The 16,353-nt window shown below is 62.4% G+C and carries 13 protein-coding genes and 1 pseudogene; 6 read left to right on the top strand and 8 right to left on the bottom strand.

Annotated elements, in window-relative coordinates; translation table 11 throughout:
• Window positions 1-363: 363 nt before the first annotated feature.
• Both HMPREF2527_RS07125 and HMPREF2527_RS07120 read left to right on the top strand, forming a co-directional pair.
• The gene (locus tag HMPREF2527_RS07125) at window positions 364-1,968 is read left to right on the top strand and encodes a glycerophosphodiester phosphodiesterase (protein WP_070507396.1); all 1,605 of its coding nucleotides are present in this window, start codon (window positions 364-366) and stop codon (window positions 1,966-1,968) included.
• Between the two features lie 389 nt (window positions 1,969-2,357).
• The gene (locus tag HMPREF2527_RS07120) at window positions 2,358-4,019 is read left to right on the top strand and encodes an NAD-dependent succinate-semialdehyde dehydrogenase (RefSeq protein WP_070507394.1); all 1,662 of its coding nucleotides are present in this window, start codon (window positions 2,358-2,360) and stop codon (window positions 4,017-4,019) included.
• Window positions 4,020-4,156: 137 nt separating this feature from the next.
• On the opposite strand, the gene HMPREF2527_RS07115 is transcribed toward HMPREF2527_RS07120, so the two are convergent.
• Together HMPREF2527_RS07115 and HMPREF2527_RS07110 are read right to left on the bottom strand one after the other, a co-directional pair.
• The gene (locus HMPREF2527_RS07115; protein ID WP_070507391.1) at window positions 4,157-5,266 is read right to left on the bottom strand and encodes a sucrase ferredoxin; all 1,110 of its coding nucleotides are present in this window, start codon (window positions 5,264-5,266) and stop codon (window positions 4,157-4,159) included.
• A gap of 113 nt (window positions 5,267-5,379) precedes the next feature.
• A complete protein-coding gene (locus HMPREF2527_RS07110; RefSeq protein WP_070507389.1) occupies window positions 5,380-6,003 on the bottom strand; it encodes a TetR/AcrR family transcriptional regulator in 624 nt (207 codons plus the stop codon).
• A gap of 158 nt (window positions 6,004-6,161) precedes the next feature.
• Between HMPREF2527_RS07110 and HMPREF2527_RS07105 the strand changes: the two genes are divergently transcribed.
• Window positions 6,162-7,313: an ABC transporter permease gene (locus tag HMPREF2527_RS07105; RefSeq protein ID WP_246824522.1), complete on the top strand. Its 1,152-nt coding sequence runs from the start codon at window positions 6,162-6,164 to the stop codon at window positions 7,311-7,313.
• Window positions 7,314-7,445: 132 nt separating this feature from the next.
• Here the strand turns inward: HMPREF2527_RS07105 and HMPREF2527_RS07100 are convergent, their stop codons facing one another.
• Window positions 7,446-8,273 carry a UDP pyrophosphate synthase gene (locus HMPREF2527_RS07100; protein WP_070507530.1) on the bottom strand — a complete coding sequence of 276 codons (828 nt, stop codon included), beginning with the start codon at window positions 8,271-8,273 and terminating at the stop codon, window positions 7,446-7,448.
• Window positions 8,274-8,562: 289 nt separating this feature from the next.
• On the opposite strand from HMPREF2527_RS07100, the gene HMPREF2527_RS09620 reads away from it, so the two are divergent.
• The 3 genes from HMPREF2527_RS09620 to HMPREF2527_RS07085 all read left to right on the top strand — a co-directional run bounded on the left by HMPREF2527_RS09620 (window position 8,563) and on the right by HMPREF2527_RS07085 (window position 11,355).
• On the top strand, window positions 8,563-8,955 hold the full coding sequence (locus tag HMPREF2527_RS09620; protein WP_083294469.1) for an RNA-binding S4 domain-containing protein: 393 nt from the start codon (window positions 8,563-8,565) through the stop codon (window positions 8,953-8,955).
• A gap of 75 nt (window positions 8,956-9,030) precedes the next feature.
• Window positions 9,031-10,485 (top strand): MATE family efflux transporter, encoded by a 1,455-nt coding sequence (locus tag HMPREF2527_RS07090; RefSeq protein WP_083294468.1) that lies wholly within the window; start codon window positions 9,031-9,033, stop codon window positions 10,483-10,485.
• A 213-nt stretch (window positions 10,486-10,698) separates the two neighbouring features.
• Window positions 10,699-11,355 (top strand): NAD(P)H-dependent oxidoreductase, encoded by a 657-nt coding sequence (locus tag HMPREF2527_RS07085; RefSeq protein ID WP_060824179.1) that lies wholly within the window; start codon window positions 10,699-10,701, stop codon window positions 11,353-11,355.
• Window positions 11,356-11,642: 287 nt separating this feature from the next.
• On the opposite strand, the gene HMPREF2527_RS07080 is transcribed toward HMPREF2527_RS07085, so the two are convergent.
• The 5 genes and pseudogenes from HMPREF2527_RS07080 to HMPREF2527_RS07060 form a co-directional block, all read right to left on the bottom strand.
• Complete coding sequence (locus tag HMPREF2527_RS07080; protein WP_070507383.1) at window positions 11,643-14,135, bottom strand: heavy metal translocating P-type ATPase; 2,493 nt, start codon at window positions 14,133-14,135, stop codon at window positions 11,643-11,645.
• Window positions 14,136-14,342: 207 nt separating this feature from the next.
• Complete coding sequence (locus tag HMPREF2527_RS07075; RefSeq protein ID WP_049341993.1) at window positions 14,343-14,729, bottom strand: hypothetical protein; 387 nt, start codon at window positions 14,727-14,729, stop codon at window positions 14,343-14,345.
• A gap of 29 nt (window positions 14,730-14,758) precedes the next feature.
• Complete coding sequence (locus HMPREF2527_RS07070; RefSeq protein ID WP_044150011.1) at window positions 14,759-14,974, bottom strand: heavy-metal-associated domain-containing protein; 216 nt, start codon at window positions 14,972-14,974, stop codon at window positions 14,759-14,761.
• A gap of 63 nt (window positions 14,975-15,037) precedes the next feature.
• On the bottom strand, window positions 15,038-15,463 hold the full coding sequence (locus tag HMPREF2527_RS09960; protein ID WP_049360050.1) for a metal-sensitive transcriptional regulator: 426 nt from the start codon (window positions 15,461-15,463) through the stop codon (window positions 15,038-15,040).
• 435 nt (window positions 15,464-15,898) lie between these two features.
• Window positions 15,899-16,353 (bottom strand): annotated as a pseudogene (locus tag HMPREF2527_RS07060) (peptide ABC transporter ATPase); the annotation flags it as partial.

Raw genomic sequence — 16,353 nt, 5'->3', positions numbered from 1 at the left:
CAACAGCGGTGAAAACCCGCGAAAATACTTAACGCAAAAGGTCGCGTCCTGCAGGCTCAATCGGGCTACAGGCGCGGCTTTTTTCGTTACACGAGAAATTTTTTAACGCCGCATGAAATGCCGCTATTAAAAGCGGCGGAAAAGGAGGAACACATTCACCCGCATTGCACAGCGGGTAAGAATGAGGCGCACATAATACCCTATTTGCTTGTGAACGCAGTGAATCACCGATAAAAAATCGTTATCCTACATAGAAGTTGCAGTTTGAGTTGAGAGAATCCGGACCCTCAGCTATAAACCAAAACTTCAATGACCAACCACACACATTACGCTCAACTCATAAACGAAAAAAGGACCACTACGGTGACTGCATTCCCGAAGATCTCCAAGAATCTGAGCCGCCGCGGCTTCATTGGCGCCTCCACTCTGGCGCCCGCCGCCCTCATGCTCCAGGCAGGCGAAGCCCACGCCGCAGCCAACACCCGCGCACAGCTCGCGGCAGTACACAGCGGCTCCCCCGCACATCAGCTGCTCTACAAGACCGATGAATTCTTCATCGCCCACCGCGGCGCCGGCAACATCAGCCCCGAACACACCGCCTACGCCTACGCAGAATCCGTACGCCGAGGCGCCCTCGCCGTCGAAATTTCCGTACGCACCACCAGCGACGGCCAGTTCGTCTGCATGCACGACACCAACATCAAGCGCACCACCGGTGCGTCCATGGACGTGCGCGGCCACACCCTCGCCGAACTGCGCCGGTACAAGGTCAACATGCGCAAGAACCTGGGTGAGAAGACCGACCTGTACGACATCCCCACCCTCGAAGAAGCCATCGCAGCCGTTGACGCCGTACCCGCAGGCGGCGAATATGCCTCCGTCGGCGGCAAGAAGGTCGTACTGTTCCTCGAAGCGAAGGACGGCCCCGCACAGGCAGGCCTCGTCAAGTTCATCACCGAACGCGGCCTGCAGCGCCGCACCGTCATCAAGATGTACCGTGACGGCAGCGGCGGCTTCAAGCCCACCTCCCGCTACCTGAAGCTTGCCAACTCCGCAGGCTGTGCCACCTGGTGCTACTTCGACGGCGGCGACCCCATCGATAAGATTTCCGCAATGGCACGCCACGAAAACGTGGACGCCATCGGCGTACCCTACTACGAGAAGCCGACCGGCGCTTCCCAGGGCTCCATGAGCGAAGAGAACGTACGCGCCCTCACCGGCCTCGGCAAGGCAGTCATCGTCTGGGAAATCCACCGCCGCTCCGCCTACGAAAAGTACAAGGCACTGGGCGTGAAGGGCTTCATGTGCCCCGACCCCTACTGGGTAATCGGTGACCCCTTCGACTCCAGCGTCAAGATCAAGACCGGCAAGCGTCCCCACGGCATGCTGCCCGCCGACCCCTCCGTCGCAGCGGACATGCCCGACCTGACCGGCGTAGCCATCGTGCACAACCAGCGCTACGACGAATCCGTACTGCTCGGCCCGCTGGCGAACTACACCACCCGCGAAAAGTACACCCTCGACTTCTCCATGAAGTGGACCGGTGCACTGCCGCAGCAGGACGGCCACTACGGCTACGTCGCTTTCGGTCGCGAACACGACGGCCCCTTCGGCATCGGCAAGAAGTTCGCCGCAAACCAGGAAGACGGCACCTACGTGCTCGCCATCCGCCCCAACTACCGCGGCAACTCCGTAGCGCAGATTCTCTGCTTCGAACCCAAGCAGACCAGCCCGCGCGTGCTGCACACCATGAAGCTGCGCCAGAAGGTCACCACCGGCCAGGCACTGAACTGCAAGATTGTGGTGAACAAGAACAGCTTCTACTACACGGTCAACGGCCAATACTCCAGCCCCATCAACCACAGCGCCTACCGCGGCCCGTACGTACACTTCGGCCGCTTCCACGGCACCAACGATGGCGGTCCTCTGGAGCTGACTCGAATCGAGGCACGTCAGTCCTGGATTTGAGAGGACCGGTGGGCCTAGTCCACCTAGGGGCCCGCCTCACCGCCGCTCAGCGGTGAGAACACGGGTACCGGGCAGAGCGGATGCAACACCGAGCATCCCTTCCGGGCAACGCTTTCCATAATCCCCAGCTAGGACCCTCGCGCACCGAGCGGGAATCCACCCCGAAGGGGGTCGCATCCACAGCGGATGCGGCCCCCTTCGGCGTGCCCGCGGCCTTCTCAGGGTGGGGAGAGTGCGAGCGGGGACGTGTAGGCGCGTAAGGGTGTATAGGGCGAGCGGGGCAGGGGAGAGAGCCGCCGGGTCGGTTCGAGGGGTAGGGGAGTGCGCGGTACTAGAATTAAAAGCGTCAGAGTCGACCGCACCGGCCGCCCCAACCCGAAAGGCACGCCATGACCACCTCACCCGAAAGCTCCGCCGAGAGTCCCGCCGCAAAGCCCGCCGCGAAATCCGCCCAGCTACGAGGCCGCACCGAACCGCACATGCAAAGCATCAACATGCCGCAGCGCGAACCCATCGACCCCTACGAGCGGCCCTCCTACCCCTTCTTCTACGTGCCCACCGACCTGCTTATCGGCGGCAGCTGGGTCACCGGCGACAACGGCTCCTTCCCCGTGCACAACCCCTCCTGCGGCCAAATCCTCGCGCACGTCGCCGACGCCAGCGTCGAACAGGGCATCGAAGCACTCGACGCCGCCTGCGACGCCCGCACCTCATGGGCGGCAACCAGCGTCCGCGAACGCGCCGACATCCTCAACCGCGCCTACACGCTCATGACGCAGCGCACCGAAGTCATCGCCCGGCTCATGACCCTCGAAATGGGCAAGCCCCTCGACCAGTCCCGCGGCGAAGTCGCCTACGCCGCGAACTATCTGCGCTGGTACGCCGAAGAAGCCGCCCGCAACTTCGGCCGCACCGGCATCGCCCCCGAATCCGGGCTGCAGATCACCACCGTGCGCCGCCCCGTCGGCCCCTGCCTGCTCATCACCCCCTGGAACTTCCCGCTCGCCATGGCGGCACGCAAGGTCGCCCCGGCGCTCGCGGCGGGCTGCACCGCGGTGCTCAAGCCCGCCTCCCTGACTCCGCTCAGCTCCCTATACTTCGCGGACCTGATGCGTGAAGCGGGACTGCCGGACGGCGTGCTGAACGTGGTGACCACCTCCCGCACCGGGGAGGTTGTCTCGGCGCTGATGGCTGATGAGCGCCTGCGGAAGGTATCGTTCACCGGCTCCACCGCCGTGGGCCGCACCCTGCTCGCGCAGGCCTCGCAGAATGTTCTGCGCACCTCCATGGAGCTGGGCGGTAACGCACCGTTCATCGTCTTTGAGGACGCGGATATTCCCGCCGCCGTGGAGGGCGCCTACGCGGCGAAGATGAGGAACATGGGCGAGGCGTGTACCGCCGCCAACCGATTCATTGTGCATGAGGACGTTGCCGAAGAGTTCACCCGCGCCTTCGTGGAGCGCATGGAGGCGACCGTCGTGGGTGACGGAACCGTCGACGGAACCGAATGTGGGCCGCTAATTCAACCTTCAGCGGTTGAATCCATACTTTTTATGGTCGAAGACGCCCTGGGTAAGGGCGCGCTCCTCGCCTGCGGCGGGTACATTCCCGAGCTTGAGGAGAACGTTCCGAGCGATACCGGCGGCATGCCCAAGAACCTGAACAAGGGCAACTTCGTGACCCCCACCGTGCTGACCGGCGTGACTGATTCGATGCGCGTGTGGCGTGAAGAAATTTTCGGCCCCGTCGCCCCGATTGCCACGTTCAGCGGCTACGGTGAGGAGGGTGAACGCACCGCCCTGAAGCTCGCCAACGACACCGAGTACGGCCTGGCAGCGTACGTGTACACGAGCAACCACCCGCGCTTTACGCGCATGGCTGCGGGTCTGGAGTTCGGCCTGATCGGCTACAACTCCGGCGTTATCTCGAACGCGGCAGCCCCCTTTGGCGGTGTGAAGCAGTCCGGTATGGGTCGTGAGGGCGGCCCCGAGGGTCTGGAGGAGTACACCGAGCTGCAGTACATCGGCGCGCCGAACCCGTTCGCCGGATAAGCCTGCTTGTCGGATAAGGTTGAAATATCGGTTACGGTGAACCCTGGATACGCCGAACCCTGAATACAGCGAAGCCCCGGCGGGCACCCGAGAAGGTGCCCGCCGGGGCTTCGCGCTGTCTACATCATGCGCGGGTGCTAGAGCTGATGCAGTGCGAGCAGCTCGCGACTGAAAGCATCTGCGGGACCCTTGCCGCACGAGTTGGGGCGCGGCTCAAGGGCGACCCGCTCGAAGAAGGTGACCCAGGAGCGTCCGTCGGTGTGGGAGGTGAGTGCCGCCTCCAGGGTGGGGTGTTCGGCGGTGTCTACCGCGGAGTCGATGCCCGCCTCGCGGAGCGCAATGAACGCCTCCCGCCCCGATGTTTCACGTGAAACCAAACCTCCAGAGGTTACTTCTTCACCCTTTTTCTCCAGTTCGAGGCGTACGGCAACCTCCGCCGCCTGCTCCACCGGAGTATCCGTGCTGCGGCCTCGCAGACCGTGCAACGACGGAATGGAACGACCCGCCAGCGACAGGTACGCCGCCAGTGCCGAAGGCTCCGAGAGGCGACCGTAGGTGTAGCCGGTGGGCAGCATAATGCCGACCGGGGCAAAGCGGTGACCGCCCGTATGCGAGCACTCCCAGACCGCATTACCCGGCAGGATATCCGCCAGGTGCGCCGCAATGGGGCGACCGCGCAGGGCACAGCAGCGGTCACGCTTGGAGTGGGTGCACACGAGAATGGCGGGGGAATCCATGAGCTCCGCGCCGGTCGCCTGAATCAACTCCTGCGGGTTGCCCAGGGGCAGTTCGAGGAGCTGCTCGGGGGTGCTCACGCTGAACGAGTAGAGCTTCTCCTCGCCCGGAGTGCAGAGCGCGTAGAGTACCCGGTGGGTCGGGTTGCCGGATGCATCCGGCGCGCCGTGCAGTACACGCCCCGCCTTGCCCGTCTGGCGGATCAGCAGGAACTTCAAACCCGCCTGCGAGACTGCCTCGCCCAACGCCTCCGAAAGCTCCTCACCGAGGGCGGAGCCGTCCAGCACGTCGCGGCCCCAGTGACCCACGTGCTCGAGCGCCAGCCAGGCGGTGGCGCGTCCGGCGGTGCCGCCGAGCGCCTCGTCGTCGTAGAGGGAGCAGGAATCCGTCGGGATGCTCGTGGCGCGGGTGCGTGAAGAGAGCTCATCGGCGTGTGCGGCACGCAGGTTGTTCAGCTCGGTGGGGTTGGTGGCGCGCGGCTCGGGGGTTGCGGGGGTGCAGGATTCAGTCATGGTTCCTTGATTCTACGCCTGCAGGATGTGAATGACCTATGTTGCCCCTGTATAGTCTAAATGCTGAAAAACAACCGCTCAAGGGTGATTTTTGGGGACTATCGGGCGGTCAACTACTCAGGAAGAAGTGCTGAGGCGACGCGGTAGAGGCGGTCCTTTTCCTTGGGGGTGCCGAAGAAGGAGCGGAGCATGTACCCCTGGAAGACCATCATGAAGGCGTCTGCAGTGTCGCGGGCGTAGTCGGCGATGAGCGCCTCCTGTTCGGGGGTGCGCTGCGCTGAATTGGGGTTGATTTCGTGTAGAACGCTGAGCTGTTCGGCTGCCCAGGGGGTGAGGGTCTTTACGATGATGCCCTGCAATAGAGGCATGGTGTCTGCGGTTGCCCTGGCGATTTCGGGTGCGTGGAGCGATCCGGCGCGGATGCGCAGCATGGCAGAGAAATTCTCGTTCGCCATCTGGTTGGTGTAGATGGTTTCGAGAATGTCCTGGGGGCCGGCGCCTTCGGGGAGTGCGGCGTAGAGATTTTTGACGTTTTCGAGGCGCTCGTTGATGGCGGTGATGAGGATGTCTTCTTTGCCGGAGAAATGCGAGTAGATGGACCCGGAGGACAGCCCGGAGGCTTTGATGATGTCGCTCATGGAGGTGTTGGTGTAGCCCTTTTCGAGGAAGCAGCTAACGGCGGCTTCGATGATTTGGGCTCGGCGTGCGGCTTTGGTGGCATCTGTTAGTCGGGGCATGGTTCCAGTCTAGGGGGTGAGGCTAAAGAACGCGTAAACACAACACTGATTCTTTTTGTGACTTCATAAACAAAATAGCTATTTCGTTTGCGCTTGGTAAAAACCGAGAGTAGAGTTCTGACTCGTAAACGAAATATGCATTTTGTTTGGAGATTGTCATGAACAACGAAACCGCCACCGCAGTCACCGCAGAAGCAGTGACCGCCGCAGCCCCCGAGCGCTCCTCCTGGATTAAGGTCAGCAGCACCTCCGTACTAGCATCCTTGGTGGTAGCACTCGTCGTCCTAGCTTTCACCTGGCCCACCAAGACCATGGAGGCAAAGAACCTGCCCGTCTCTATCGCAGGCCCCGAGGTGACCGTCAGCCAGTTTGAACAGTCCCTCAAAGATAAGGGCATTGAGACCTTTGAGCTGAAGCAGGCATCCTCCCGCGAAGAGGCTGAACAGCAAATCAAGCAGCGCGAAACCTACGGCGCAATTATCTTCACCGAAGGCGCTGCTCCCGAGGTGCTGACCGCCCCCGCCGCCAACACCGCATCAACCCAGATGCTCAACGGTGTTGCCACCCAGCTGAACGCGCAGATTCAGCAGAAGGCACTCGCCGCTAAGACGGAAGCCCTCACCCAGGCGGTGCAGGCGGGAGGCGAGCAGGGTGCGCAGGCTGCCGCCCAGCTGGAGCAGATGAAGGTGCAGTCCGAGCAGGCATCCGCAATGGCGGTGAAGACCACCGCAGTGGTGCCCCTGAGCGAGAGTGACTCCTCCGGTACCGGTCTGGCTATTGCCGCATTCCCCCTGGTCATGGGTGGAATCATCGGCGGCATGCTTTCCTTGACCCTGATTAACGGCACCTGGCGCCGCTTCGCCACCGCAACCCTGTACGCGGTCATCGGTGGCGCACTGACCGCCCTGATTCTGAGCACCTGGTTCGGTTTCATTCCCGGTGATTTCGCAACCCTGTGGGCAGCGTTCGGCGCCACCTACCTTGCCACCGCATCCTTCATGATTGGCTTCGGTAGCCTGCTCGTCCCCGCCGCAGGCCTGGGCCTGGGCGCCGTCGTCACCATGTTCATCGGCAACCCGATTTCCGGTGCAAGCATGCCGAGCGCGTTCCTGCCCGGTGTGTGGGGTCAGATTGGTCAGATGTTCGTGCCGGGTGCTTCCTCGACTCTGCTGCGTTCGATTGCGTACTTCCCGGAGGTTGCAACGAGCGACCAGTGGCTGGTGCTTGGTTCCTGGATTGCGTTCGGTCTGCTGACCGGCGTGATTGGCTGGGCTCTCAAGGAGCGCCGCACCGCAACGGTGGAGGCATAACCACCGCGGGTTGGATAACCGGCGCAACGTAGCCGGCACAATATGGCCGGTACAAGGTAAGAAGGGTGTGCGCCGTGTTCACTGAACACGGCACACACCCTTTTCTGTCGGACTACCGACTGCTATTCGCTGTTACTGGTTGTCGAGGACGTACTGTTTGAACTTCTCGTCCCGGCGCTTGAATTCTTTGAGCTCATTCTCCAGGGCTGCCTGGTTCTTGGCGACGAGCGGCTTCTGGTACTGCGCCTCCAGGTCGTAGAGCTTCTGCGAACGGCCTACATCCTGATTGCATTGCGCCTGGATGACGGCGATTCGAATTTCCTCTTCTGAGGGGGTGGTGCTATGAGGAATGTTCTTTTCTTCCTTGACGGTCATCTCACTATCGGGGGTGAGGCCTTTATCCTTGACGCATCGCTTCCATTCGTCGTCGAGGGACTTTTTGAGCTGTCTATCCCCAGCGGCGTTTCGAACGTCGGTCTCCAAACGTGTATACGTGGTGGAGCCGCCTGGTGACTCTCCAATTTGCTTCATCTCATTGTGGGCGCGCTGATAGCATTCGGTGCTGACATCCTTCCCAGGGTCGGATGTGGGTGCAGGGGAGGACAGGTCCAGCGTATTCGAGTCATTGGGCTCGTGGAGACCATATTTTTGGGCGCGCTCAACATTCCAGATTCCGTAGGTCCTGCCGAAGTTCCTGCCGGCCCCCTCGGTGCGGACAAACATCTCGTAATGCTGCCCGTGTTCGGCAAAGCACTTTTTGCGGGCGAGCTCAAGGGCCTTGGTATAGTATTCGTCCTTGCCGGTGGTGTCGTATGCGTCCAAGGGTAGAATCACCCGATCATTTTCTACGTCGAAAATCGCGCGGGCGCTTTCATCTTTCTCCAACGTGGGACCGAAAGAGCAAGAGGACAGCACAGTGCTGATGAGGGCAGCCGCCAGAAGCTTTTTCAAAGCTGACATGGTGTATATCCAATCTGTTACAGGGAGCCCGTGGCGTCGCGGCCACACCCCCCCGTAGACCACGCGAACGATGTGGCCTTGAGAACACTTCTTGAGAAGGTGACTTAACAATACCCCTAGTAGATGCGGTTTTGCGTTCAATAGGCTGGTGCGTGCAGCAGAAAATTTCTGCCGCAGGGCGGGTTTGGCGCCGGTTGCGGATTTGCCTGGTGAGATTACGGTGAGATTGCGCAGGATAGGCGGGCGCACCTGATTTGGTGCCCCGCCCGCCTCGCGCCACAATGAACACATGACCGCAGAAGACACCAACGCACTAACCAGCGCCAGGCTCGACCTCTGGCTCTGGTCAGTGCGCATCTTTAAAACCCACTCCCTCGCCGCCGACGAATGTAAAGGCGGCCACGTACGCGTCAACGACGCCCCCGCCAAACCCTCCCAAAAACTCAAGAAGGGCGACGTGGTGCGCGTGCGCTACCCCGGCTGGGAACGCGTCTTCAAAGTCGAAAAACTCCTCGTCAAACGCGTAGGCGCCCCCATCGCCGTCACCTGCTACGAAGACCTCTCCGGACCGCGCCCCGCCTACCTCTCCATGCCTCCGGTCGCCAAACGTGAACGAGGCAGCGGCCGCCCCACCAAGAAGGAGCGCCGCGCCCTCGACGAACTGCGCGGCCGAGGCGCCTAACCGCGCCCATCTCGCAGAGTGCACCCCGCCCCGCGCGCAGGCACCCGCCGCGGCGGCGGGGAGTAGCCTAGAAGGATGAGCACACAGAAGCACCCGAATACTGAACCCGGCGATACTGAACCCGGTAGCACTGCGTCCGGCGCGCCCGCAAAGAACGCCGCGAGCCCCAGCGCCAACGCCGCTGAGCCTTCACTGAACCGGCGCATCCTCGCGCTCGCCGTACCCGCCTTCGGCGCGCTCATCGCCGAACCCATCTTCGTGCTCACCGACTCCGCCCTCATCGGTCAACTCGGCAAAGCGGAACTCGCCGGCATGAGCATCGCCGCCACGCTCGTCACCACGGTCGTGGGCCTCATGAACTTCCTCGCCTACTCCGTCACGCCCGCCGTGGCGCGCGCCTTCGGCGAGAAGAACCTGCGCCGCGCCTGGCAGATCGGTGTGGACGGCGTGTGGGTCGCCTTCGGCCTCGGCATGCTCCTTATGATCGCCGGATACGCCTTCGCAGACCCGCTGCTGCGCGGCCTCGGCGCGACCGACGAAACCATGAGCTACGCCCTCGACTACCTGCACCACTCGCTGTGGGGTATTCCGCCGATGATGATTATCCTCGCGCAGGTCGGCACGCTCCGCGGACTGCAAGACACCGTCACCCCGCTCAAAGTCGCCACGGTCGGCACGCTCGTAAACATTGTGCTGAACTGGCTACTCATCTACCCGGTCGGCTGGGGTGTCGCCGGTTCGGCGACCGGCACCTCCCTCACCCAGTGGGGCATGGCGGCCGCGCTCGGTGTGGTCATGATGCGCGGCACCCGCGAACACGCCGTCCGCTGGGCACCCGACGTCGCCGGCATGCGTTCGGTGCTCTCGCTCGGCTCCTGGCTCATGCTGCGCACCCTGTCCATGCGCATCGCCTCCCTGCTGACCGTGTTCGTCGTGGCACGATTCGGCACCGAACACACCGCCGCCTACCAGCTCGGTATGGGCGTATTTAACCTCTTCCTCTACGCCCTGGACTCCCTCGCCATCGCCGCCCAGGCGCTACTCGGCAAGGAACTCGGCGAACGCGACCTCAACGTAGAATCCGAACGTGCAAAGGTGCGCCAGCTGAAAAACCGGCTGCTCCGCATGAGCCTCATCTACGGCGTCATCACCGGCCTGATCTGCCCGCTCATCGGCTTCTTCGGCTCCTGGATTTTCACGCAGGACGCGCAGGTGGCGTTCCTCTTCACCATCGCCACCGTCATCATTGCCCTCGGCCAGCCCATCGCCGCGTACGTGTTCGCCCTGGACGGCATCCTCATGGGCGCGCAGGACGTGAAATACCTGGCAATCGGCTGCTTCATCATGCTGGTTATGTACGTACCGGTCATGCTCGGCCTGCACTGGGCGGTCGGCGCCGGTGCCATGGATGCGCTCGCCGGGTATTGCGGCTTGTGGGCCGCGTATATTCTGTACTTCCAGGGAATCCGCGCGGTCATTTTCGGTCGCCGCGCCCGCTCGGATGTGTGGATGAAAGCCGGTGCCGAGTAGGGGCATCATAGGAGGTGCTGGGCAGGTGCGCTCTGGGCGCCTTGGGTACCAGCCCACCGGCTTCGTACACCCTGTAATACGACACCGGCAATACGGTCCCGCCGCTCGCGGGCGTATTTCCTGCGGGCGTAACTAATCACATTTTCCGCCGCCCGCACCCTCCGCGGGTGTAGCATGACAGGGTAATGAAACCCTCATGCAAAGGATGAAACCGTGACCGTAACCCGCGAAGAAGCTCTCGAAATTTTCGCCCGCCGCCGCGCAACCCGCGCCTACGACCCCGACCGCCGCATCAGCGACGAAGACTTCGCCGCAATCCTCGAATTTGCGCGCCTGTCGCCCAGCTCCGTCGGCACCGAGCCATGGAAGTTCCTGGTCATCCAGGACCCCGAACTGCGTGAAAAGCTCAAGCCGATTGCCTGGGGTATGGCGGGTGCCCTCGACGACGCAAGCCACCTGGTCGTACTGCTGGCGAAGAAGGGTCTGCGCTACGACACCCCGTGGATGCGCCGCACTCTCGAAAGCCGCAACCTCACCGAGGAGCAGATGGAGGCCGCACTCGAGCGCTACGGCAACTTCCAGAAGAACGACATGAAGGTCCTGGAAAGCGACCGCGCGCTCTTCGACTGGGCATCCAAGCAGACCTACATCGCCCTGGGCAACATGATGACCGGCGCCGCAATGCTCGGCATCGACTCCTGCCCCATTGAGGGTATGAACTACGAAGCAGTGAACGAGCTGCTCGTCTCTGCCGGCCTGTTCGACCCGGAGGAATACGGCGTGTCCGTGGCTGTGACCTTCGGTTACCGTGCCCGCGAGATTGCCCCGAAGAGCCGCCGCTCCATCGAGGACCTGGTCACCTGGGCCTAAGGTTCTGCCCGGTTCTCGGCGAGGTTTTGCCGGGCTGCTGAGCTCGTGCTGTTGAGCTCGGGCTTTCGGGCGAGGCGTTTGAGCCAGGCTTTTGAGCTCGTTGTTCAAGCTAGGCGTTCAAGCCGCCGCCCGTGAAAACTGAATATAAAGAAATGCACCGCCTTTACACGGGCGGTGCATTTCTTTATATCTTTTACCGTGCGAAAAGCACGGCGAGATATGCTTTTGAATTTTTCGTTCAGGCTATTTCAATAGCTAATGTTTGGGCAATTTCGCGTTATGTTTCGCTACTTCCTAAACGCCGTCAGACGCATAGAATTCAGCACCACAAACACCGAACTAAACGCCATTGCCGCACCCGCAATCATCGGGTTCAGCAGGCCCGCCACGGCGACCGGAATAGCCACCGTATTGTAGGCGAACGCCCAGAATAGGTTCGACTTAATGGTGCGCAGCGTAGCGCGGGAGAGGCGCAGCGCCGTCACCACCGAGGCAATATCCGAGCGGGTCAGCACAATATCGGCAGCCTCCGCGGCAACGTCCGTGCCCGAACCCATCGCAATGCCCAGCTCCGCAAGAGCCAGCGCCGGGGCGTCATTCACGCCGTCGCCGACCATTGCCACGCGGTGACCGGCCTCCTGCAGCTGGCGCACCACCTGCGACTTACCCTCGGGGGTCACGCCGGCGTACACGTTATCGGCCGAAATGCCGACCTGCGAGGCGACCGCCTGCGCAACCTGCGGGGCGTCACCGGTGAGCAGGATCGGCTCCAGGCCGAGCTCACGCAGCTGTGCCATGGTCTCTGCAGCCTCCGGCTTGGGGGTATCGGCAACCGAAATCATGCCGACCGGCTGCGGGTCGGGGGTGCTGTTCGGGGCTTCACCGTTCGGAGCCTCGCCGCGGGCGACGACCACGGTCGTCAGACCCGCCCGGCGAGCCTGATCCAGCAGCGCCAACTGGCCCTCGCTCAGCTGCGCACCCGCCGCCTGCAGGTACTCGGGAGTACCCACAACAACCAGTCGGGAGGCGCCGTTCTCGGCACCGTCACCCGCGCCGCTCAGCACGCCGCGCACGCCTCCGGGAACACCCTCAAAGCCGCTCACACTCGGCGCCGAAGCACCCTCAGCAAGTACGCCCTGTTCGCGGGCAAAACCGGCAATTGCGCGGGCAATCGGGTGCTCGCTCAGCGCCTCCACGGCGGCTGCATCACGCAGAACAGACAGGGAACGCTCGTTCTTGGAACCGGCGGAATCCGGCGAAATACCGGCCAGGTCACCCGCCGACTCATAGTCGTCAAAAGTGCCGTAGAACGCCACAGACATCTCACCAGTCGTCACGGTACCGGTCTTATCCAGAACCACACGATCAACCGTGCTCGTCGCCTCCAGCACCTGCGCATTACGAATCAAAATGCCCAACTGCCAGCCGCGACCCGTACCCGCCAGCAGAGCCGTCGGAGTCGCCAAGCCCAGGGCGCACGGGCACGCCACCACCAGCACCGACACCGCCGCGTTGAACGCCGCCGCACCGTCACCGGAAATCAGCCACCAGCCGATCAGAGTCAGCGCCGAAATCGTCAAAATCACCGGCACAAACACCGCAGAAACACGGTCCGCCAGGCGAGCAATAGGAGCCTTCGTCTCCTGGGCGCTGGCCACCAGCTCACCCATCTTCGCCAGGGTCGTCTCGGCGCCCACGCGGGTGGCGCGCACCGTCAACGAACCCGAAGTGTTCACCGTGGCACCCGTGACCGCATCACCCGGATGCACCTCAACCGGCACGGACTCGCCGGTCAGCAGGGACGCATCCACCGCGGAGGTACCCTCGACCACCACGCCGTCCGTGGCAATCTTCTCGCCCGGGCGCACCAGGAACAGGTCATCCGGCATGAGGTCCTCCACCGGAACCTGCACCTGCTTGGTCACGCCCTGCTTATCGGTGCGCAGCAGGGTCGCCTCCTTCGCGCCCATGCTCAGCAGGGTGCGCAGCGCATCCGAGGAGCGGTGGCGGGTGCGGTGCTCAATTGCGCGGCCAATCAGCAGGAACAGCGTCACCATGGACGCCGAATCGAAGTACAGCGGCGCATGGTGGCCGGTAAACATCGACCAGAAGCTGCCGCCCGCATGGTGCACGTGCGCCGTCAACGCCGGGTTCATGAGCAGCTGCGCCAGCGAATAGAAGTACGCCACGACCACGCCGAGGGACACGAGCGTATCCATCGTGGAGGAGCCGTGACGGGCATTGATGAGCGCGGCGCGGTGGAACGGCGCGGCGCACCAGAACGCGACCGGCGCGGTCAGAATCGCCACGACCCAGCCCCAGTTCGGGAACTGGAACGCCGGGAACATGGAAATCAGGAAGATGGGCACACCCAAAATCGCCGCATAAATAATGCGGTCAGTGAAGCCGCCGTTCATGCTCGGGGTGCTGTGCTGGTTGCCGCCGCCGGATGCGCTCGCGTTCGTTCCAGCGCCCGCGCGTGGCCCGTTCTTGAGGTGCGCCGTGTAGCCGGCGTTGTTGATGGTCTCAACGATCTGGTCGTCGCTCACGCCCTCGGGTACGATGACGCGCGCGGACTCCAGGGGCAGGTTCACCGCCGGGTCAACGCCGGGGATTTTGCGGAGCTTACGCTCCACGCGACCCACGCAGGATGCGCAGGTCATGCCCTGAATATCCACGTGGATAATTCGGGTCGACTCCGTTGATTTTGCGGTCGTTCCGGCGGCATTAAAAAGAGAGCGCTCACTCTGTGATGAGGGCTTCTGGAGTGTAGAAGACACAATACTTCCTCAAAACTCAAAAACGGGAGGGTAGAAAAAGGTACACACCAAGCCGGGGGAGGGGCCTCGAAGGACCCCGCCCCGGGCGGTGTTTGGTGCAGTATCAGGGGTGCAGCGTCGAGAGCGCGCGAGGGTGAAGCCACGGGTAAAACCGCGAGGCGGTAAACGCGGCGGCGAGCGTAGGGTTGCGGCTGTGAAAGCGGCGGCTTAGTGGTCGCCGGGCAGCCCATCCGGCCTGCTCGTATGCGGGCGAATACCGGTCACCTTCGCGCCACGATCAGACACACCGTAGGCACGTTTCACGGTAGCCCGCGGGAACGGCGAAGCGTTCGCCTTCTCGCGCGCCTTCACGCCCTGCTCGTGCTCGGCGGAACGCTTATTCGCGCTCGTGCCGCTACGTCGCGCGGCGCCGGACGCATCTTCACGCGCCGTATATTCGGGGCTCTGCTTCACCCACGAATCGACCAGCGCCGCATCCAGATTCATCTGCCTGGCAACGCGGGCAATCGCGTCGCGCAGGTGCATGTTTTCGGCGCCGACAAGGGTGCGGACCGCGCCAACAACCATCGCAATGTACTGCGGAGGGTAAGCCATGATGACTCCTAATCGAGCCGGCTGCCGTGCTAGACGGCGGGGGTGAAGCCAGCCTCGACGATGGCGTCTGCGACAGCCTGAGTGTTGAGGGTGCCCTCGTGCTCAATGGTCACGGTGGAGACGCCGTCCTTGACGACGTCCACGGTCACGCCGGTCACGCCGGGAACTTCGCTGACCTCTTCGCTGACGCTCATAGCGCAGTGGTTGCAGGTCAGGCCGGTTGCCTTAACGGTGGTGGTGCTCATGATGATTTCCTTTCGGTAATGGGTTGAAAACTTGGGTCCGCCCGGTGTTTAGGGGCAGCGTGTTTAGCTGCGCATGAGGCGCGAGATCGCGGCGGTTGCCTCTTTGACCTTGGCCTCTGCGATGGTCGGGTCGCCGGTGCGTTCGGATTCGACGGCGGCGCCGGTCACGCAGTGGCCGATGTGCTCTTCGAGCAGGTTCAGGGAGACGGCGTGGAGCGCCTTGGAGACCGCGGCAACCTGGGTGAGGATGTCGATGCAGTACTTGTCTTCATCGACCATGCGGGCGATGCCGCGAACCTGCCCTTCGATGCGGCGCAGGCGCTTGAGGTGCGCCTCTTTGTTGGAGGTGTAACCGTACTGGGTTTCGGGCGCCTCGCCACTGCAGCATGCGCCAGTGTGCGCCTCAGTGGGTTTTTCGGCGGGTGTGCCGGATGCGGTGCTGACCTGGTCGGATGTGCTGTGGCAGCACTGGTTGCTGGTGGTTTCCATGACTCCAGTCTATACCCTAGGGGGGTATGCCGCAAGGGGGTGTTACGGATTATTACGGGTTGTTACGCGGTATGGGTTTTCATGCCGAGACTTTTTGCGCCGAGAATTTTCGCTATGGGGCTGTAACCCGTACAGAATTTGTGCCATGGTTTAGTATCTTCTGCCATGGCTTTTAGCTACGACCAAAGACGCTAACCTATGGCACAAATCCGTAAACCCATGACCGGATCTCCGGCTGCGCCAGGTAGATGAGAGCCGGTTATGGGTTATGACTTAGCCTTTTCGTCGATAGGTTAGTGTCTTCACCGCGGGTTAAAGACCCACGGTGAAGGCACTAACCTATCGAAAACCTCGGTCTAAAAAGCGGGCGGCCCTGAACACTTCCGTATCCGGGGCCGCCTGCTGCGGTTATTTATATGTTGGGTTAGAAGTGGTTTACATGTCGGGCCAGTCACGGTGCAACGAATACTCCGTGTCCCCGTCACCGCTGTCGTTTAGATGCCAGCGCTGACCGGTACGAATATCGGCCTTGCGTAGGCGCGGGTTCGGGTTATCCTTCTTGCCCATCGTTGGGTCATTCTTGCAGCCCCAGCGAGTGTCGTCTTCATCGCAGGTGCCGCCGACGCGTCCCACATCAACCCACCACACACGCACCAGCAACGGATCACTGGTCGCCTGCGGAGTCACCTCCATCATTTGCCAGGGGCCGCCGTCCACACGGAAACGAGCCGTGTAATGCACGGTCGCATACGCATGGAAATTACCGGAACGCTGGTAAGCGTAGCTGGTATCCGTCTGCCGCGGACGCTCACGAGGGTAGGTGGTGACCGGTTTGCCCGCAGTGTAGTTGGTATCTGTATCGCCGTTGCCGTACTCGATGACATAGGAGG

It is taken from the genome of Rothia sp. HMSC071B01 (genome assembly GCF_001808945.1).
In the GTDB taxonomy this organism is placed as follows: domain Bacteria; phylum Actinomycetota; class Actinomycetes; order Actinomycetales; family Micrococcaceae; genus Rothia.
This window is presented reverse-complemented; position numbering and strand designations above follow the sequence as displayed.